We start from the raw sequence: 21,112 nt of genomic DNA, 5'->3' as shown, positions 1-21,112 counted from the left end.
TTATGACATCTGCTACCCCCACTGTAAAGATGGGGTTTTCTTGACGCTTACGGATATTCTTCATATATTATAAGAAGTTAACTTATGCCTCACGATGTACTGCTTACAGGAAACGTTTACTTTAGCTAACATATCTTATTACATATTAGTTACATATTAGTTACATATGAGTTACATATTATTTTACATAAATAAATTCTTGACTTTATATGATTACTATTGTTCTAATAAAGCACTACTGATTCAATGAGTGTAGGGGCCGTCTATATTTCGTGTTGATAAATAGGGTTACTTACAAAAAGGCTGTTTCAGCCTTTATCGTGTATCAATGAGGGGGGCGTACCATGAGAAGTATTTCTGAGTTTTTTAAATCGTTTGCATCAAGTCCGTTTAAGCCGCGGGGTAAAACTATACTACCCTAAAACCGATATAGAGATACAAGAAAAGTTAAAAGCCCCCATGCTTTTAGGTCTGGATGCTTCAGAGGATAACTTCTCTCATAGCATTTTAATTGTGACTCGGATTTGTCCAGGTCACGCTGGACCAAGACACTCATTAGGAGGTAAAATGGAAATAAACATTTGATAGAGTTATTGTTAGTAGGGGATTTCTCTACTATCTGCAAAAACACATCTTTTTTCTAACAAGGAGAATTGTAAATGTTAAGTATAAGGAAATCAGCTGCGGTGGTCGTGATTTTTTTCGTCTTGCTGTGTTTTCTTGGTGGGTGCATGAACGTAAGATCATAAGAGTCTCTTAAGGAGGAGAATGTATCAAAAGGACAATTTACAAATAAGTCCATTGCAGTGCTGCCAGTCAAGGAGCAGACGTCCCTCTCGACGGACTCTCTGCTTTCTCTGAAGGTTGCGGTAAACGACAATCTGGACAGAGCTATAAAGGAAAAACTTCCTACGTCGAAAATAATAGATACCAAAACATCCGTTAGCGCATTAAATCAGAGTGGACAATTGAACCTGCTGGATAATCTCTTTAAAATCTACGACAGCACGGGTGTTGTGGACAAGAAAACAATTGATAGCCTCTGCAGCCTCCTTCATAGTGAATATATAGTTTTTTCCAGATTGAAGGCAGAGAAGATGGCTGTGGCTATTGTAGGTAAGGGTTTTGGCGCCTCATTAGAGGTTGTGATTGTCGGCAATGCGAATAGGGAAGTAGTGTGGGGCAGTTCAAGCGAGTTCAAGAGAGGGGGCGTGCTTGGAGCTGGTACGACTCAGAACAAGGCGGCGGCCGAAGAACTGGTGCGGTTAGCTTTTTTGAAGTTTTGAGATGATAAAAGTGCAGAAAAGGCTGCTTCAGCCTTTATCGTGTGTCTACAGGGGGTCATACCATGAGAAGTATCTCTGAGTTTTTTAAATCGTTTACATCAAGTCCGTTTAAGCCGCGGGGTAAAACTATACTATACTATACTATACTATACTAATCCTGCCCTTCGCTAGTTTAACGTCAACCGCATACGCCGAGCCGGACACTTACGCCTCAGAAACAATTCCAGAAACACTAACATATGGGACGAACAAACCAGCCGTTGTATCTGCTCCGCTGGCAGCCACGGCCACATGGACATGGACTGAGAGAACAGGTGCGGGCAGGAGAAATTGGGTGTCAATAGCGTCCTCAACAGACGGGACAAAACTCGTTGCTGCAGTTAATGGTGGTTATATTTATACCTCAACCGATTCAGGTGCTACATGGACTGAGCGAACGGCTGCGGGCATTAGAACTTGGAAGGCAGTCGCCTCTTCTGGGTCGGGAAATGACCTCGTTGCCGTAGCATATGATACCAATGTTTATGCTTCACACAATGGAGGGGTGACGTGGACGGTGATGGGTGCGCTTTATCCCAACTACGTGGGCGCGGTGACTGGAGTTGCGGTATCATCAGAGATGGAAGTAGTTGGTGTTGTGGATAGTGCTGGCTATGTTTATACGTCAACTGATATTGGCGTGTCATGGAAACAGCGAAATGGCGGCTACGGGCAATCGATAGCGATATCATCGAATGGGTTAAACCTTGTTGTCGCATTAGGATCCAGCAGTATTTATTCCAAACTAATTTATACCTCAACCGATGGAGGAGCTACATGGCAATCGCGAAGCGCACCGGGATACCAGGGTTGGCAGGCAGTCGCCTCTTCCGGGTCGGGGAATGACCTTGCTGCCGTAGTCTCTGGTGGCTATATTTATACATCCCCCGATAAAGGTGCGACATGGACTGAGCGAACCGGTGCGGGCAGCCGTTCATGGGGTGGAGTTGCGATATCATCAGGTGCGGAAACACTTTCCGTTGTGGATACGGCCGGGTATATTTATACGTCATCTGATATGGGCACTACGTGGACAGAGCAAACGAATGCTGGCGGTCGATTTTGGTCATCAGTAGCGTCATCATCAGATGGGTCAAAACTCTTTGCCACAGTTAATAATGGTTATATATACACCGGTACACGCGGTGGCGTCAGTGATAATTATACCCTGAGTGTGAGCAAATCCGGCACGGGCACGGGCACTATAACAAGCTCACCATCGGGAATAAGTTGCGGCTCAACATGCTCCGCCTACTATACTTCCGGTACATCAGTTCAGCTTACGGCGTGGGCGGATTCTGGTTCTACGTTTACAAGCTGGAGCGGGTGTGATTCTACAAGTGGTCTATATTGTACTGTTACGATGTCGGCAGCTAAAAGCGTAACCGCAACGTACACATCAGCGTCAGCATCTACTTATACCCTGAGTGTGACGAAATCGGGCACAGGCACGGGTACTGTAACACCATCAAGCGGTACTCTCGCATGGAGCGGCAGCACAGGCACGGCGTCATATACGTCAGGCACATCAGTTGTGCTAACGGCAGCGGCTGATTCCGGTTCTACTTTTACGAGTTGGACAGGGTGTGATTCGACAAGTGGATCACAATGTACTGTGTCAGTATCGGCGGCTAAAAGCGTAACAGCTACGTTTACGGCGGCACCATCTACCTATACCCTGAGCGTGTCGAAATCCGGTACGGGTTCAGGCACTGTAACTGCGGATTCGGGGACGTTATCATGGAGCGGCAGCACGGGGACGGCGTCGTATACGTCAGGCAAATCGGTTGTGCTGACGGCAACGCCAGATTCAGGTTCTACGTTTACAAGCTGGACGGGGTGTGATTCGACAAGTGGTCAGTCTTGTACTGTTACGATGTCGGCGGCTAAAAGCGTAACCGCAACGTTTACGGCATCGGCACCATCTACTTATACCCTGAGCGTGACGAAATCCGGTACGGGTTCAGGCACTGTAACACCCAATTCGGGGACAATATCATGGAGCGGTAACACGGGTACTGCATCATACACATCAGGCACATCAGTTGTACTGACGGCAACGGCCAGTTCAGGTTCTACGTTTACAAGCTGGAGCGGGTGTGATTCGACAACTGGCAGTCAGTGTAGCGTAGCTATGACCACCGCAAAAAGCGTAACCGCAACGTTTACGGCATCATCACCAAATACTTATGCCCTGAGCATAACCAAATCCGGCACAGGTTCAGGCACTGTAACCGCTGATTCGGGGACGTTATCATGGAGCGGCAATACGGGGACGGCGTCGTATACCACAAATACAGTCGTCAACCTTACGGCAGCGCCGGATTCCAGTTCGCAGTTTACGAGTTGGACGGGCTGTGATTCCACAAGCGGTTCAAATAACAATGTGTGTACAGTCCTTATGTCAGCGGCTAAAAGCGTTACAGCTTCGTTTAGTGGTTCACAGCCGACGACATATACCCTAACCGTATCGAAGGGTACCAGCACGGGAATGGGGACGGTAACGAGTTCTCCAACGGGAATAAGCTGCGGTTCAACGTGTTCGTATTCGTTTAACTCCGGTACGTCGGTAGTGCTTACGGCAGCTCCGGATTCCAGCTCTTCTTTTGCTGGCTGGACGGGCTGCGATTCAAGCGGCGGAAATTATTGCACTGTTTCCATGACGGGGACTAAATCGGTAACCTCTACGTTTACAGGTTCGTGTTCGTCAACCTATACGCTATCGTCTTCAAGCGCGAGTTATACGTACGCAGGCGGCAATGGAAGCGTAGGCGTTACGGCTTCAAATATTCTTTGTTCGTGGTCGGCGGCAGCGAACGTAAGCTGGATTACGATAACATCTCCCGCGTCGTTTACCGGAAGCAATACGGTAACTTACACCGCCTCGGCAAATACCACATCTGCCTCACGCACTGGAACAATGTCTATCGCCGGACAAACATTTACCGTAACCCAGGACGCCCAAGGCAATAACACGCTTACCGTTACGAAGGCAGGCTCTGGTTCGGGTACCGTTACGGCCAGCACAGGCACTCTCACATGGAACGCCAATACCGGTATTGGGTCATACGCCTCAGCAACGGCAGTATCTCTGACTGCAACGGCTGCCTCGGGTTCGACATTTTCGGGCTGGACGGGATGCGATACGACAAGTGGAAACAGTGGAAACATATGTGCTGTAACAATGTCATCCTCAAAACTCGTAACCGCCACGTTTAAAGGCAGCGGAAACACCTATACCCTGACGGTAGTAAAATCAGGAACCGGCTCCGGCACGGTTACCGCGTCAACAGGCACCATCACATGGACCGGCAACACCGGCGTAATCAACAACGTCAGCGCTCAGGAAACTTTGACGGCAGTCCCAGACTCAGGCTCGACGCTTAACGCGTGGTCTGGATGCGACTCGTTATATAACACTATGTGCGGCCTTTCGCTAACCACAGACAGGACTGTTACCGTCAAGTTCGACGGAGGCAAAAAACTCAGACAAAGCAAGTTTGACTTCGACAGCGACGGCAACACCGACATCCTGTGGAGAAACAAGGTTTATGGCAATAACGCGGTTTGGCTGATGAAAGGCACGACCTTCAAAGAATCGAAGTACCTCGATACCGTCAGCGACCCTTCATGGACGATTGCCAGCACGGGACACTTCAACCAGGATAATCAGACAGGTATCCTTTGGCAAAATAAAATGACCGGAGACACGGCCGTATGGCTTTACAACGGTTCTGTATTAAGCGGTGCCGCGGCACTTAGTACGGTCTCAGATATAAACTGGGAAATAGTATCGGCTGGCGATATGGACAGCGACAACAACACGGGAGTATTATGGAGAAACAATAGCACCGGATATAACCTCAAATGGAAAATAAAGAAGTCAAAAGTGACTGCAATGGCTTTCCTGCCGACACTCAGTGACACGAACTGGGAAATAGTCGGCACAGGTGATTTTTACGGTGACGGCAATACCGAAATCCTCTGGCGCCACTCACTCTACGGTTATAACGCCCTGTGGCACATGAGTGGAGAGAGCATGACCAACGCGGAGTACCTTCCGACGCTGGCAGACACCGACTGGGCCATAGTGGGCACGGGAGACTTCAACGGCGACGGTATGACAGACATAATATGGCGGCACAAGACCTCCGGCCAAAACATCATATGGTTAATGAACGGAACCTCTGTAACAGATATGATAACACTTCCCACGCTTTCAGACACGAACTGGGAAATCGTAGCGCCTAAGTAATACCCCACAATGTTTAAGGGGAGGAGTTTAAAACTCTCCTCCCCTTACCCCCCAGGGCAAACGCACTATATGCGTTTTGTTGTTATTTCAGAGCCAGACTAATTCAAAATATAGCATTCAAATGCCCTAAATCTGTCATTCCTGCGAAAGCAGGAATCCAGTTCTTATGCCAAAATGCGGTCAAAACGTTTTTTTCAGCCTTTAATCTCTCAATGTCTTCCTCACATGGGCACAAAGATGCTGTCATTTCTCATCCTTAAAAGACTGGATTCCTGCTTTCGCAGGAATGACAGACAAAAAAAATACATAGTGCGTTTGCCCTGTAACCCCCCAAAGAGAATTGACATCTATAACCCCAGGTTCTCATTAACCCACATCTACCAATCTTTCAGAACGTTGGGGTGGCCGCCCTTTTTTTCCTTGTCGTCAATCATGCCGCGCGGGACGTTGTCCTGTTTCAGACCTTCAAGGAGCATGTCGGCCTCATCCTTTGACATTGGCGGGGGGACAGCGCCTTTCATGTCCTGCGATTTTTCAGGGTGCGGCGTAGGTGTACTCTGGTCGGGTTGTTTGCCGTCCTTGTCCTTGTCGCTGCTGTTTTTGTCTTTATCCTTTTCCTTGTCTTTATCTTTATCCTTGTCTTTGTCGTCTTTTTTATCTTCCTTATTTTCATCTTTATTGTCGTCTTTATTGTCGTCTTTTTTGTCTTTATTGTCGTCTTTTTTGTCTTTATTGTCGTCTTTTTTATCCTTGGGTTTTTGGTCTTTTTGTTGTTCCTTTAACTGTTGGATTTTTTTATTTGTGAGTTCGTAATTGCGTCTTGCGTCTGTGTCGGTGTCATTGAGTTCAATTGCCCGCTTATAGTGTTGGAGGGCGTTTTCGAATGAGGCCATGGCCTCTGAGGGATTTTTTTCCTCAATGGATTTCCCGATCATATAATGGGAGTTGCCCGCGTTATAGGTTGAGCGCGTCTCAATGTCTGGATTTTTGGTTGACATGGATTTTATGAAATGCCCGAGGGCCTTCTGATAATCCCCCTTATTGTACCAGGCTGTGCCAGCGTTGTAATTTAGTACGTCTGACTCAGGGGTCTTCTTTATGGCCTCGTCGTATTTTTTTATGGCCTCGTCGTATTTTCCTTCGCGGTTTAGACGGTTGCCTTCGCTGACAGCGTTCTGAAATATACCGGCCTCAGATGCTCCAACCAGCAAGACCAGTATAGAAACGACCAAGAGCATGAGTTTAATGTCGGCGGCTCTCATCTTACCCGCTTCCTGTCGGGCAGAATGGACTCTATCATCAGCAGAACAAGGGCCAGGGCAAGCGGGTACTGAAATCGCTCATTGTAGCGCCTTTCCATCTTCTCTTCGGTCTCTTTTTTGTCGGCGTGGGAGAGTTTCTCGTCATAGATGAGTTCAAGACCGACTCCGGCGTTGCCCGCCCGGACATAGCTGCCACCCGTGGTTAAGGCAATCTTTTCAAGTGTGCCCTCATCAAGGCGTGATTTTATCATATTGCCGTCACTGTCTTTTAAGAATTGTACGCCGCCTTTTTCGTCGGTTACCTGAATAAGTTCTCCTTCGGGTGTGCCTATTCCAACAGTATATATCTTCATCCCCGCGTCTTTTGCCCTTTCAGCGGCAGCCATCGTGTTACCCGCGAGGTCTTCGCCGTCGGTAATTAATATCAGAGACTTGTCTTTTGATGGATTGTCCTTGTAGATTGTTATGGCCTCGTCAATGGCGCTTGCTATGTCTGTGCCCCCAAGGGGGATAGAGTTAACACTTAAATCGTTTAAGGCAAGTATAAAACCGTTATAGTCAACCGTTAGAGGCGAAAACAGAAATGCCTTGCCAGCGAACCCTATAAGGCCGACGCGGTCACCCCTGAGTTTTTTAATTAAGTCGTGTACCGCAAATTTGGAGCGTGCAAGGCGGTTGGGTTTGACGTCTGTGGCAAGCATACTTTTCGACGTATCTATGGCTATCAGAATATCGGACACACGGCGCTTGACCTCCTCCAGATGAAATCCCCACTGAGGTCTCATCAAGGACGTTACGCAAAGTAGCACCGCCACGCTGACAAGGGCGGCCTTAAAATACTGTCGGCGCCGGGACAACCCCATAGTTAAAGTGTCCAGCAGGGCAGAGTCGGCAAACCTGTGAAGCGACTTTTTGCCAGCCCTAAACGCCAATATATAAAACACCACCGCCGCTGCCACCGCCCACAGCAGATACGCCGCCTGATAATTCCCAAACCTCACGGTATCCTCCTCAGGACGGTCGTCCTTAGCCCCGTCTCAAGAAAGAGCAATGCCATGGCTGTAATTAAAAAATAATGAAAAAACTCCTTGTACTCAAAGAACCGCTTTTCCTCAAAGCGCGTCTTTTCGAGTTTATCTATCTCGGCGTAGATTTTCTTTAGTGAGCTGAAGTCCGTGGCCCTGAAATATTGCCCGCCGGTAAGTCTGGCTATGTCGGTAAGCGTGTCGTCATCTACGTCAATCTCCACCTGTTGATAGACGATATTGCCAAGGGGGTCTTTCATTGGATATGGCACAGGGCCTTTGGCCCCTGCGCCAATCGTATAGACCCTGATGTTGAGCGCCCTGGCCGCCTCGGCGGCTGTCATCGGCGAGATTGTCCCCATGTTATTTCTGCCGTCTGTGAGCAGGATGACTACCTTAGAGGGCGACTTTGTGTCCTTTATCCTGTTAAGGGCGGCGGCGAGGCCGTTTCCTATGGCGGTGCCGTCTTCAAGCATCCCTATGTAGATACGGTCAAGATTCTTAAGTAGGTAGTTATAGTCTGTCGTTAGGGGGCTTGCCGTATATGCCCTCGCCGCGAAGGCCACCATTGCTATCCTGTCGCCGTCACGGTTTTTTATGAAATCCCTCACCACCGCCTTAATGGCGTCAAGCCGGTTTTGCCTCTTACCTTTGTACGAAAAATCCTCCGCAAACATGCTTGTTGACAGATCAATGGCAAGGGCTATGTCTATGCCCTTCGTTTCAACCGTGGTCTCCTCAAGCCGTTTTTGTGGCCTCGCAAGGGCAACAATCATTAATATAACAGCAAGAATTCTTAATATCACGAGGTACCTTGACACCGTCGTCTTAAACGTAGGGGGGATGTCTTGCAGCAGCGTACTCGTTGAAAACCTGATTGACGGCACAAATTGATTCCTCAGCCTCAGTATAAACAGGGCGGCCACTATGGGAATCAGGAGCAGCACCAACGGGTCACTAAGTAAAAATGTCCCATTGTAAAATTGCAGCCCGTTTAATAGCGGCAATCCCTTAATGAAATCCATAATGCGCGTCACCATGTTAAGAAGAAAACTCCCTCGTCTCATCCACAAATTTTTGTGCCGAGATAAAACTCCCACGAATCTCATCAACTGACGGCCCGTATTTGGCAAATTTGACCATATCAGACCTGTTCAGGAAATCCTTCAACAGCTCCTTGTGCGTGCCTGATAGTTCCATAGAATTCCTCACCATGAACAGGAATTCCTCTGTGGTCATATCAGGTGCCCTGAGTTTAAACCTGTCTTCAATATAATGTCTTACGATAGAGGAAAGCTCACTAAAAAACTCCTTTATCAACCCCGTTTTTTCGAGGTTCTTTTCCTTGAGCCTCTGAAGGGCCTCGTAGGCGATTTCATGCGCGAGGCGAGGGGGAGGGGGCAGCGCCTGTTTTGCCTTTCTTCGTTTTATCAAATAATAAATAAGGGCGGCAGCGGCGGCGATTAAGAGGGCTGCCACGATGAGCTGCCATGTCAGACCTTGCCAACCCATGTCCTGAGGACCTTTTATGCCGGCAATCTCCATCGTATCGTTATCAAACAGGGTGCTATGGATTGTGACGCGCACCTCTGGCACGCTGGCCTCTTTCGACGCGCCAGCCGCATCCCTATACCTTACCTTACAGCCGCTAAAAACATAGTCTCCGGTTATGAAACCCCTCAGCGTGTACCGCATGGTGTATTCTTTATTAAAAAAAATACCGTGTGTCACAAGGGCAGACTTTACGAGCGTGAGGTTATCCACATTGACAATGGGAAACTCCACGTCTTTGCCGTTATTTACGGTTATCGAATATATAAATCTCTCCCCGATGGCAACGACATTTTTATTGGCCGAGGCCGTGACGTTGTCCAGGGCGGCGGAGGCGGCGCTTGCCATAAGAACAATCAATAAGATAGTCAGGGCTGTCAGCTCCATTTTATCATAAAAACCCCCTCTGGATTCCCGCTTTCGCGGGAATGACAGACAACTATAGACAAACGAACACCCAATTTTGTCATTCCTGCGAAAGCAGGAATCCAGAGAACCCTCGCCCTGAGTTAACTTCATAGGCATTTTAACGGCTCAGCCTCCTTTCTCTCACCTTGAAAAATCTTATAAGGGTCTTGATATACGGCACATCGGTGGTAATCTCTATGTGGTCAATGCCGCTTGTGCGAAAGAGCCGTTTGCGCGCTTCAAAAAGCCGCGCGGCCTTTTCCTTGTACTGCCTTCTTACGGTGGCGCTTGACGTATCAACGACAAATAATTGCCCCGTCTCGGCGTCCTCAAGTGTAATTATCCCGACATTGGGCAGTGCGAGTTCCACAGGGTCGGTTAGTGTTACGGCTATGACGTCGTGCCTTTTGTTGGCAATTGACAGCGCCTTTGAATATTCGGGGGCATGGAAGTCGGATATAATAAACACGACTGCCCTTCGGCTGGCTACCTTATTCAGATATTCGATGGCCGCCGCTATGTCCGTGCCCTTGCCCTGCGGCTTAAAATAGAGGGATTCTCTTACAACCCATAAGACGTGCTTAAGCCCCTTGGCGGGCGGGATGAATTTCTCTATCTTGTCGGTGAAGGCGATAAACCCCACCTTGTCGTTGTTTCTGATGGCAGAGAGGGCAAGTACGGAGCTAAGCTCGGCGGCAAGGTCACGCTTTAGTCGTGTGGTAGTGGCAAAGACGCAGGACTGCGAAAGGTCAAGGAGAAAAATTATTGTAAGCTCTCGCTCTTCGACGAATTTTTTGATGAACGGCTCGCCCATCCTCGCCGTGACGTTCCAGTCAATGGAGCGAATATCGTCGCCGGGGGTGTACTGGCGCACCTCGTCAAATTCCATGCCGCGGCCCTTAAAGACACTGCGGTAGTGGCCGGTAAAGAAATCAGCGGCCATGCGGCGTGTCTTTATCTCCACCCTTCGGATGTTTTTAATGACTTCGTTAGGAAGCATGGCGATGTGGTTACGGGACTTCCAGCTCTTCGAGGATGCGGCGCACGATGTCATCAGAGGTCTTGTCCTCTGCCTCGGCCTCGTAGCTGACGATGACACGGTGTCTTAATATGTCCGGGCCGATGGACTTAACGTCCTGCGGAGTGACAAACCCCCTGCCCTGGATAAAGGCGTATGCCTTGGCGGCAAGGGCAAGGTAAATCGTAGCGCGCGGCGATGCCCCGTACTGGATAAGTCCTGACAGCTCACCGAGCTTATAGTCCTGTGGTGTCCTTGTGGCAAAGACGATATCCACGATATATTTTTCTATTTTTTCGTCCATATAGACCTCATCTATGACCATACGGGCGTTCATAATGTCGCCGGGGGTCACAACGGCAGAGGCGTTAATCTCCTTAGAGGTAAAGGCCATGCGTTTGAGGATTACGCGTTCCTCATCCTTGTTGGGGTAGGTCAACTTTACCTTCAGCATGAACCTGTCCGTCTGAGCCTCTGGCAGGGGATATGTGCCCTCCTGTTCGATGGGGTTTTGAGTTGCCAGCACTAAGAAGGGTTCATTGAGTTTATATGTGTTGTCGCCGATTGTTACCTGCCGTTCCTGCATGGCCTCAAGCAGGGCGCTTTGAACCTTAGCCGGGGCGCGGTTTATCTCGTCGGCGAGGACGATGTTGGAAAAGATAGGGCCTTTTTTTGTTGAAAAAGTGCCGTCTCTGGGGTTATAGACCTGAGTGCCGATGATGTCGGCGGGAAGGAGGTCGGGCGTAAACTGGATACGCCTGAAATCGGTCTTAATCGCCTGGGCAAGGGCCTTAACGGCGGTGGTCTTAGCAAGTCCCGGCACGCCCTCAAGCAGCACATGGCCGTTTGCCAGTATCCCCACAAGCAGCCGTTCAAGGAGATACCTTTGTCCGACAATGATTTTCTCAAGCTCTGACATGAGCAGGCTAATAAACGCGCTTTCCCTTTTAACCTTCTCGTTGATAAGTACGATGTCCCTATCAGCCATTTCTCTGAGCCTCCTGTTTTATACATCTTAGATGTTTTAAGTCTTAGACAACAATGACGCTATAATTTTATCATAGGAGGCCAGATAAATGCCAGACGCTCTACGAATTGCCGACGCTTACTTAGTTCCTGATTAATAACTTCCCCCGTGTCGATTACTTTGGCGCATAGGATATATGCGGTATTCTACTTAGAAGTTAAAGTATAGAAACTCCGAAGCCATATTTTTCTCGATCATTATAATAACTGAGGTAATCAGCAGACATATGGATATAAGGACTGTCTTAAAAGATGGGGTTTTAATATTTGACAGCTCCATAGAGTTCTTACCGAAAAAACAGACGAACAAAAATATAATAATTGCCCCGTACTGTAAAATATCTGCTCTTAAAAACTCAAGGCCGAGACCTGCAAAGCCTGACATCCCGCGTAAGACCTTCAAGGCGCTTTCAAAAGATTTTGCCCTGAAAAATATCCACGTAATATTTATAAAATTGAACATGATACACCACGCCACTACGGCAGGCATTTTTATGGTGAATTTCTTTAAATGGCTATATGTTGCATATGCAAGCCCATGCAGAGCGCCCCATACAAGAAAGCCCCATCCAGCCCCGTGCCATAACCCTCCGATAATAAATACGGCAAACACGTTAATGTCGGTTCGTAATCTGCATATTCTGTTGCCTCCAAGTGGAATATACACATAATCCCGCAGAAACCTGCTCAACGTCATATGCCATCTCCGCCAGAAATCTTGTATGTTTAATGCCTTGTAAGGAGAATCAAAATTGAGTGGCATGTGGATGTTAAACATTAAGGAAGTGCCTAACGCCATGTCGGTATATCCGCTGAAATCAAAATATAATTGAAGACTGTAGCTTAAACTTGTTTTCCATGCCAGTGTAAGTGTCAGAATAGTGGTAGTATCAAAACCATAGTTGGCCCATGATGAAAACATATCAGCGATACCAACCTTTTTGAGTAACCCTATAGAGAAGAGCAATAGTCCTTTAACAAGATTTTGCTTGTTGAATATTTTGGCACGGAGACTGTCGAATTGCGGCATCATATCTTTATGATGAATTATTGGACCCATGATAAGATGTGGGAAAAATGTGACAAAGAGAAAATAATTGACGAAACTTGTTTTCACCGATCCTTCATAACAATCGACAAGAAAAGTTATTTGAGTTAAAGTGAAAAAACTTATCCCAAGGGGTAATATCAGAGACAATAACGCTATGTCCATACTTGTAAATTGGTTGATGGTTGATATGAAGAAATTAGTATATTTAAAATATCCAAGAAATGTTATATTGACGGCAATACCCAGAATAAGCAGCCGCCTTCTCGTTAATATCTTATAAGATTCTTTTGATAACAATGTCAGCAGTAAATAATTAAATAAAATACTACCTATCAATAAAGGGAGACAATTAATATTCCACCATGAATAAAACAATAGTGAAGAGGCAACAAGAAAAATCCTTGAAAAAATAGTCAGGTGTAGCCTGTTGAGGACAAAGTACCCCAATATACTTAGAGGTAAAAAAGCAAACATGTAGGAAAAAGAGTTAAATAGCATTACTGTTAACGCCGTTGATAATTAAACATTTACTTAAATTATCAGGAAACAAGAAATCATATATTTGTTCTGCCAGTATATGGGTACCTTTTGATTTCATGTGAATACTATCCGAGTAATATTCCAATCTATCGTTAAAGGGCAGCATACTTATCTCTTCACCTATCTCTTTATAATGAATCTTGTATTTGACGGCAATTGCATTTTCAATCTTTTGCCCCATATCTACAAACTTTGGCAAGAGAGCTGCATTCTTATAAAGATCGGCCTTATCCTGAATACTCCAGTAACGCGCGGCTTTTTCAACATCATGATTATCATCTGTTGCTTTAAAAAGGACAGGGAATCCTATGAGGTATATAGGAATATCTTTTTTCCATAAACTAATGAATTGCTCAAGATGATTACTATAGTCCTTTTGTATGACTTGAAGTTTCTGCGCTTCGTTTGAGGGCTCTGTCCTGTTGTTAAAATCTATTGTGGCCAATTCCTTGCTCATATAAAAGCCAAGTGCCGCATTTTGGCTGAACCATGTGCCATCAAGCCTACGTAGCAGGTATTGGGCAAGTACAGCTATACGGTTGCGTTCAGAACCGAAATCGTTCATCATATCGGCAATGGTAGGAGCCATCACTATTAAATCGGGATTTAAGTCTTTCCAGCCCCAATTGGCATGAGCTGCCTTTAAAGTGCCATTGACCAAATTGCTATCCCAGTCTCCTTTTGATATGAAATCGGTCAGCGAGGCATAATAGTTCTGAATATACTCCTCAAGATGGCCTCCCTTTATACCAAGATTAATTACTTCATATTTCCCGGGGAAATTGCTATCCAGTTTTTCCTGAAGCAAATGCGGCCAAGTGAAGACAGCATCGACCCCCACGCCGTATGTGGTACTCCCACCAATGGCAAGTATGCGGAATCGTTTTCCCTTTTGAACGGAAAACGGTTCTCTGTATATTTTCATCTCATCCTTATTGCCGGAGGCGCTTTTATAATTGTTCATTTTTGCATACAGACCGCCTTTAAACAAGAAGAAAACAATCTCACTTGATACAATAGAATAAAAACATACCACCACAATCGCAGCAATAAATCTGCCATATACGAAATGAACAGTTTTCATCTACATCTTTTATCGTGATGTTTCGGTGACATTAATCTGGCCGTTCTTTCGTGAAATAACCCATTGCGCAGGCGACGGCGAATATTCCTTAACTTCATCGGTTGGTATCATCTTCAATATGAGATCATATACATTGGTTTTATTTGTAACAGTCCTCTCACCTGATACAGTTGTCAGTTCACCCTGCACAACCATTGAATTAGCATTCATGCGAAAAGTTCCTAAAACGACAGAAATGCTTAGCAGGACATAATTTGAATCTTGGTTTTGACGTATAACATCAGTAGTATTTTCCGCAGGAGTTATTGTTGTGACGTTACCCTGAGTGGTTAGCTTTATCAATCCTTTGCCTGCGAGCGCTTCGGCAATTTTAAGATACAATTGGTTCTTTCCATTGGTAGATTTGCCGTCAGGCAATTTAGCCGGAATAGTATATATATCATCTCGCGGGTACGGGGTTTCAGTCCGGATGATTCTTTCAAGGTCTTTCAGGGTCTCCGCGAAAGCAGAATCTGTAAAGATTATAAGAGCAATAGCCGTCATAAAGAATATAAGAACTAATTCCACATATCTGTTCTTTTTGTATGGCATAACAATTTAGCTCCTTTTCAGATATTTAGTGCATGTCGGACAGGATGTCGTCCAAACGACCACCTCTACTGACGTAATTTAAAACAGCATCTGCCCTTTTGTCAAGCGTCCAAATTGCCCAAGCTTCGATATAGGAATCTTTATTTGCCGATATAAATGATTTTTGAAGGCTTTTGGGTTATTTATAGCATCGCCAATCCTTTATGCAATATCATTAATAACTAAACGCTTATCTTAACTATCTAATATTACATAATATCTCATCTTTAGAACATACCTATTCCTGAATACGCCTTTAATTTATCTTTTCTCTTTCTTTTTTAGCCATCCCATGAGAGGCTGAGTTCAAAAATCTGACCCCACTGATCTCTTCAAACATAGCCAGCTTTTCTATACCCACCCATCAGCTTTAAGACTACTTTCCAGGCATGTCCAACGATACACCCCGCAACCCGTATCATCTTCCAACGAAATATTGTTATTATATGTTTTGCCCACGAATAATGACATGACAACCTCTTAAAGCCTATAAAAAGATTATACGCTATGACTCCTATCCAGAAGAATACCACGTTATCTCATCTGACCCTTAAAGATCACCTTGAGGGCATAGGAACAATTGATACTCTGCATACCAACGGTCTCAACTTCTCAATTCTCACGTATCTTTACTCGTATCTTCTTTACATACGTAAGCTAATGGTTTATTTAACAGATTGTTCATAGCTTACCTTCAAAATATGAAAATAGGGTATCAGCTATAAATTCATTCCCTCTGTATGTGAGGTGCACCAGGTCAAAAAAAATACCTATTTTAGAGTAGTCACTAAGATTTAAAACAGAGTATTCATTTTGGTAGAATCGATCTATATCAAGACAGCTTAATAACTTGTTATCATTTAAGTCTCTGCATATATCATCGGAGAGTTTAGTGCCATATAAGTGAGAAAAGTAATCTGACTTATTCAATGAAAGACGGCTCATAACAAGGTCTGTCGGCATTGTAAACCAGAATGTTTTGCTTGAATGCCCAATTAAAGTGACTAATTTATTGACTACATATCTGAATTCACTATTTGCGCCTGAATATAAATCAAGAAAATAATTATTGTTATCTATATTGTTCAGGTTGTATAAGTCACCGTTCACATCCTTTATTATTTTGTCCATGACAGTGGAACATTGTTGAGCGGATGAATATGTCTGCTGTAATATTTTGTAGTTATCTACACTTGGATAATTAATATACTTTAATAAAGAGTCAAGAACCGCGTTACAATTATTTTTACCATTAAAGGAATCACAGCCATTAAAACATGATATTTTAAATTGTCCGTCCCGATTTAAACGCATTTGTTGAAAAGATGGTCCCCAAGGTGTCAGCGATATAAATATATAATCAGCCTTTAAAGAAGATATCGATGGTTCACAAACAAAAGATACATTGTTGCCAAACACGCGATACAAAGGGCCTGTCAACAGATCATTAGTTTTATAAGAAACCAGATCACTCTCAAGGCCATAACTGACAAGCCCGTAATTTACAACTTCATATTTACCAGGATATATCGATTCCAATTTGCTTTGTAAAAGGAAAGGTATTGTTGAGAAATAACCATCATCTAAAGAAGTATAGCTGTGCACATTTGATGCACCGATAAACAATATTCTTTTTCTACTAGTTTTATCTTTAAATAAATGTTCTGAGAAAAGGTCTGTCTTTTCCTTAAATCTATTGTCTCTTAGCGCTACTGCCGTTATATCTCTGAAATAAGCCGTTCCATATCTATTCGATAACCCGATTTTGAAATATTCAGGATTATCTCCATAAGGATAAATGACGGTTAAATATTGCCATTTCTTGTCTCCAGAATGAAAAAAAGATACTCCAAGATTTTCTGTATCAGATTTTAGAGTTAACATGGCACTTACCTTAGTATCTGACCACACCCAGGCAGATACAGAGTAATAAACTGATTTGTCTTTGTTTCTCCAATCATCGTCAACAGTCCATTTATTGCTAAACCTGTTATAGTCGGTGTTCTCTATAGCTGACACTATTGATGTTGTATTATTAAATTTTACAGATGCGTTAATTGAGTTAAGGCCATTGCTATTTGAGATACTTTCAGCGTCTTTCGACAAAACCTTAAGCATACCGTTAGGTTGACTTTCTCTCATACTCACATATGTTGTGCCTTCCAGCAGGTCTTCGATTTTCCAACAAGACACATCCTGTCCGCATTGCTTTTCAATGTTTCCTATCTGTAATTTATACAGATGGCTTTCAATTATGTGTTTGTCTTTTTTACTTTTCGGTTCACTTTTTTTTTTGCATCGTTATCTTTTAACTTATTAGTTAGTTTCATCTCTATATTAATTATATTGATAAATTCAGCAACTTTGTTAATTTGACCTTTTTGCTCTTCTACCATTTTTATCAAAGAGTCAATTTGACCTTTTTGCTCTTCTACCGTTTTTATCAAAGAGTCAATTTGACCTTTTTGCTCTTCTACCGTTTTTATCAAAGAGCTAATTTGACCTCTTTGCTCTTCTTCAGTCCGGATGATTCTTTCAAGGTCTTTCAGTGTCTCTGCGAAAACAGAATCTGTAAAGATAATAAGAGCAACAACCGTCATAAAGAACACAAGAACTAATTCCACATATCTGTTCGTTTTGTATTGCATAGTAATTTAACTCCTCTTCAAATATTTGGTGCGCTTCGGACAGGGTGTCGTCCAAACGTCCGCCTCCATCAGCATAGTTTAAATCAGCAGCAGCCCTTGTGTCAACAGTTCGAATTGCCCATGCAGTTTAGCTCCGTTCTGGATTCCTTTTCAGACAGTGTCACGATAGAAAAAAACCGAAGCCTGTCGAAGGATGCCTGCGATTATGTGTTATGTCACATAGGGCCGAAGCAACCAGTCGTGGTGATATTCTTAAATCATAGAGAATTTTTACATGTCATGAGGTTAGGTCACCCTGTGAGGACATATAGGGGTATCCTTCGACAGGCTCAGGATGATTCTATATGTTAGGGTCACATTTACCACCTTTCAAATGGAGTGTGCAGATTATTCTCCGCTTTTTCCTATTGGGACACAGTCTTGCAGGGATGGCGCCTCATCATAGTGCGTTTGCCCTGGGCAACGTTGCGTGCCGCTGTCGCTTTATGATATATTTATTACTGCGAGGGCGGCTAATGGTATTATCTGACTATAGCTGAACCTGCACTGTTCACAGCGGTAATTATTTATGAGCGATTCTATTGAAAAACTAATTGAGACGACCCCGGTTATGAAGCAGCACGGGGAGATAAAGAAGGTGTATCCTGACGCTATACTATTTTTTCGGCTTGGTGATTTTTATGAGATGTTCGGCGAGGACGCCATTATTGCCTCTAAAGTGCTGCAAATCGCCCTCACCTCCAGAAACAAGACAAAGAAAGACCCCGTACCCATGTGCGGCGTGCCGTATTTTGCCGCTGACGCATACCTCAAAAAACTCGTCAACGCCGGGTACAAGGTTGCGGTGTGCGAACAAACCGAAGACGCCGCCCTTGCTAAGGGCATCGTCAGGCGCGAGGTCACAAGGGTTGCCACACCCGGCACGTTTGAGCCTGAAAACCCTAAAGAAAACACCTTTATTATGAGTTTCTTCCCCGGCACGAGCCTCTGCGGCATCGCCATAGCCGATATATCCACCGGCCAGTTCACCGTTTATGAGACCGCAGAATCACTCCAGGACGAGATACACCGCTTCGGCGTTAAGGAAATCCTGTGTCCTCAGTCCCTTAAAAACGACATTCACTACTCTGTAATCCTCAAAAATTTCTTTACCTCATACTACGACGACTACTGCTTCGACTATGGCGAGGCATATAGGGCGGCGCTTAGTTTTTTCAAGGTTGCCACACTCGAAGGATTCGGCTGCGAGGACAAACCTGACGCGGTGCGCGCGGCAGGAGGGCTGTTGTCTTACCTGATAGAGACACAAAAGACCGGCCTTGAGTTCAGTAAAATCAGGACACTTAATAACCATGCGTTCATGTTTTTAGACATGGCGGCGATAAAGAATCTTGAGCTTGTGAGCAGCCTCAGGGACGGCTCATCAGAGGGCACTTTACTGTCGGTGCTTGATGAGACGCTTACCCCGATGGGGGCGCGATTTCTGCGTGAGAACATCTTAAAACCGCTTATAGACAATAACGATATACGGCAAAGGCTTGACGCCGTCGAGTTTCTGTTCACAGACTTTAAACTCAGAGACGAGCTTAGAATCAAGCTAAAGATGGTTCAGGATATCGAGCGCCTTACGTCAAGGCTTACCAAGGGAACCGCCTCCGCAAGGGACTTAATTGCCATAAAGACCTCCGTTGAGGCGATGCCGGCGCTGAAGGCAATCCTCAGGGCCGTTGACAATGTCTTCCTGTCAACCGTTGCTGATGTCATAACCGATTTTACGTCCTTAATTAATTTAATTAATGATTCCATTGTTGACTCTCCGCCCAACACAGTAAAAGACGGCTGGATAATCAAAGATGGGTTTAACAAAGAGATAGATGAGCTACGGCAACTGTCAACTAAGGGAAAGACATATCTTATTGAACTCGAAGGGAAAGAGCGTGCCGCCACGGGGATAAACTCCCTGAAGATAGCCTATAACAAGGTCTTTGGTTACTACATAGAGATTACGAAGATGAACATCCACCTCGTCCCGGCCCACTATATAAGGAAGCAAACCCTCACAAATGCCGAGCGTTACGTAACGCCGGAGATAAAGGACTACGAGGATAAAATCCTCGGCGCGGAGGAAAAACTAAAGAACCTTGAGTATAAGTGTTTTAGAGATTTACTTGACAAGGCGCTCTACTATGCCAATGAGCTGAGAGAGACTGCCCAGGCGGTTGCGGCGCTGGACTACATACAGGCCCTCGCCGTTGCCGCAAGGAAAAACAAGTACGTCAAACCCGTCGTAACCTCCACCGGTGAGATACGCATCTCCGAAGGGCGCCACCCCGCTATAGAGCGCTCACGCAGCGTGGAGCGTTTTATCCCCAACGATACATACCTCGACCTCGATGAGGATAGACTCCTTATCATAACAGGGCCTAATATGGCGGGTAAGTCAACATTCATGCGCCAAACGGCGCTGATTGTGCTGATGGCGCAGATGGGTTCGTTTGTGCCGGTGGAGGCGGCGGAGATCGGTATAGTTGACAGGATTTTTACCCGAATCGGGGCGTCTGATTACCTGTCCCTGGGGCAGAGCACATTCATGGTGGAAATGATAGAGACGTCGAATATAATAAATAACGCGACTCAAAAGAGCCTGATAATCCTTGATGAGGTGGGCAGGGGGACGAGCACGTTTGACGGCATAAGTATTGCGTGGGCGGTTGCCGAGCATATCGCAAACGAAGTCGGCGCGCGCACACTCTTTGCTACACACTACAATGAACTCACTGAACTGGCTTTAACCACGCGCGGGGTAAAAAACTACAACGTCTCAGTAAAAGAGTGGGGCGATGAGATAATTTTTGTCAGAAAAATAGTGCGTGGCTCCGCGGACAAAAGCTATGGCATACAGGTGGCAAGGCTTGCGGGGCTGCCTGATGGGATTATCAGCAGGTCAAAGGAAATACTTGCTGAATTGGAAAAAAAGGATGCCCCTGATGAGGGCGGAGAAAAATTCGCCATACGCAAGAGGCGCAAACCAGCGGCGCAGCTTGATTTGTTTTCCTCAGTGATTGTCCACCCCGCCGTGCAAAGACTGTTGAAGATAGACATAGAAAAAACCACGCCAGAGGCGGCACTGTCTCTGCTGAGGGAATTAAAGAAATTGTCGGAGTGATTTTATACTAAGTTGCAATCATGGGTATTATTTGTCGTCCTCCATTACACGCAGTGAACGCAATGGACAATACCCCTATAACCGACATAGAGAAGCGAAAAGAGTTAAAAGCCCCCGTGCTTT

At 45.3% G+C, this 21,112-nt stretch carries 14 protein-coding genes; 3 read left to right on the top strand and 11 right to left on the bottom strand.

Annotation, left to right across the window (positions count from 1 at the left end; all coding sequences use genetic code 11):
* Window positions 1-806: 806 nt before the first annotated feature.
* Window positions 807-1,286 carry a hypothetical protein gene (locus AB7D94_RS09260; RefSeq protein ID WP_420265538.1) on the top strand — a complete coding sequence of 160 codons (480 nt, stop codon included), beginning with the start codon at window positions 807-809 and terminating at the stop codon, window positions 1,284-1,286.
* Between the two features lie 334 nt (window positions 1,287-1,620).
* On the top strand, window positions 1,621-5,580 hold the full coding sequence (locus tag AB7D94_RS09255) for an InlB B-repeat-containing protein (RefSeq protein ID WP_420265537.1): 3,960 nt from the start codon (window positions 1,621-1,623) through the stop codon (window positions 5,578-5,580).
* Between the two features lie 377 nt (window positions 5,581-5,957).
* Here the strand turns inward: AB7D94_RS09255 and AB7D94_RS09250 are convergent, their stop codons facing one another.
* The 11 genes from AB7D94_RS09250 to AB7D94_RS09200 form a co-directional block, all read right to left on the bottom strand.
* The gene (locus tag AB7D94_RS09250) at window positions 5,958-6,842 is read right to left on the bottom strand and encodes a tetratricopeptide repeat protein (RefSeq protein ID WP_420265536.1); all 885 of its coding nucleotides are present in this window, start codon (window positions 6,840-6,842) and stop codon (window positions 5,958-5,960) included.
* Window positions 6,839-7,843, bottom strand: a complete 1,005-nt coding sequence (locus AB7D94_RS09245) for a VWA domain-containing protein (protein WP_420265535.1) — start codon at window positions 7,841-7,843, stop codon at window positions 6,839-6,841. Before AB7D94_RS09245 ends, AB7D94_RS09250 begins: the two co-directional genes overlap by 4 nt.
* On the bottom strand, window positions 7,840-8,892 hold the full coding sequence (locus AB7D94_RS09240; RefSeq protein WP_420265534.1) for a vWA domain-containing protein: 1,053 nt from the start codon (window positions 8,890-8,892) through the stop codon (window positions 7,840-7,842). The genes AB7D94_RS09245 and AB7D94_RS09240 overlap by 4 nt, the downstream gene beginning before the upstream one ends.
* Before the next feature lie 16 nt (window positions 8,893-8,908).
* Window positions 8,909-9,943 carry a hypothetical protein gene (locus tag AB7D94_RS09235; RefSeq protein WP_420265533.1) on the bottom strand — a complete coding sequence of 345 codons (1,035 nt, stop codon included), beginning with the start codon at window positions 9,941-9,943 and terminating at the stop codon, window positions 8,909-8,911.
* 1 nt (window position 9,944) lies between these two features.
* The gene (locus AB7D94_RS09230) at window positions 9,945-10,880 is read right to left on the bottom strand and encodes a DUF58 domain-containing protein (protein ID WP_420265531.1); all 936 of its coding nucleotides are present in this window, start codon (window positions 10,878-10,880) and stop codon (window positions 9,945-9,947) included.
* Window positions 10,837-11,832, bottom strand: a complete 996-nt coding sequence (locus AB7D94_RS09225; RefSeq protein WP_420265530.1) for an AAA family ATPase — start codon at window positions 11,830-11,832, stop codon at window positions 10,837-10,839. Before AB7D94_RS09225 ends, AB7D94_RS09230 begins: the two co-directional genes overlap by 44 nt.
* Window positions 11,833-12,021: 189 nt before the next feature.
* Window positions 12,022-13,083: an MBOAT family O-acyltransferase gene (locus AB7D94_RS09220; protein ID WP_420265540.1), complete on the bottom strand. Its 1,062-nt coding sequence runs from the start codon at window positions 13,081-13,083 to the stop codon at window positions 12,022-12,024.
* A 325-nt stretch (window positions 13,084-13,408) separates the two neighbouring features.
* Entirely contained in the window at window positions 13,409-14,545 is a 1,137-nt protein-coding gene (locus AB7D94_RS09215) for an SGNH/GDSL hydrolase family protein (protein WP_420265529.1), read from the bottom strand.
* Between the two features lie 9 nt (window positions 14,546-14,554).
* Complete coding sequence (locus AB7D94_RS09210) at window positions 14,555-15,136, bottom strand: hypothetical protein (RefSeq protein WP_420265528.1); 582 nt, start codon at window positions 15,134-15,136, stop codon at window positions 14,555-14,557.
* Window positions 15,137-15,856: 720 nt separating this feature from the next.
* Entirely contained in the window at window positions 15,857-17,368 is a 1,512-nt protein-coding gene (locus AB7D94_RS09205) for a hypothetical protein (protein WP_420265527.1), read from the bottom strand.
* A 59-nt stretch (window positions 17,369-17,427) separates the two neighbouring features.
* Complete coding sequence (locus tag AB7D94_RS09200) at window positions 17,428-17,823, bottom strand: hypothetical protein (protein ID WP_420265526.1); 396 nt, start codon at window positions 17,821-17,823, stop codon at window positions 17,428-17,430.
* 568 nt (window positions 17,824-18,391) lie between these two features.
* On the opposite strand from AB7D94_RS09200, the gene mutS reads away from it, so the two are divergent.
* Window positions 18,392-20,989, top strand: a complete 2,598-nt coding sequence (gene mutS / locus AB7D94_RS09195; RefSeq protein WP_420265525.1) for a DNA mismatch repair protein MutS — start codon at window positions 18,392-18,394, stop codon at window positions 20,987-20,989.
* Window positions 20,990-21,112: the final 123 nt, after the last annotated feature.

This window comes from Candidatus Magnetominusculus dajiuhuensis (assembly GCF_046044395.1).
Taxonomy (GTDB): Bacteria; Nitrospirota; Thermodesulfovibrionia; order Thermodesulfovibrionales; family Magnetobacteriaceae; genus Magnetominusculus; species Magnetominusculus dajiuhuensis.
The sequence above is the reverse complement of the archived record's forward strand: the minus strand, read 5'-3'. Positions and strand labels throughout refer to the sequence as shown.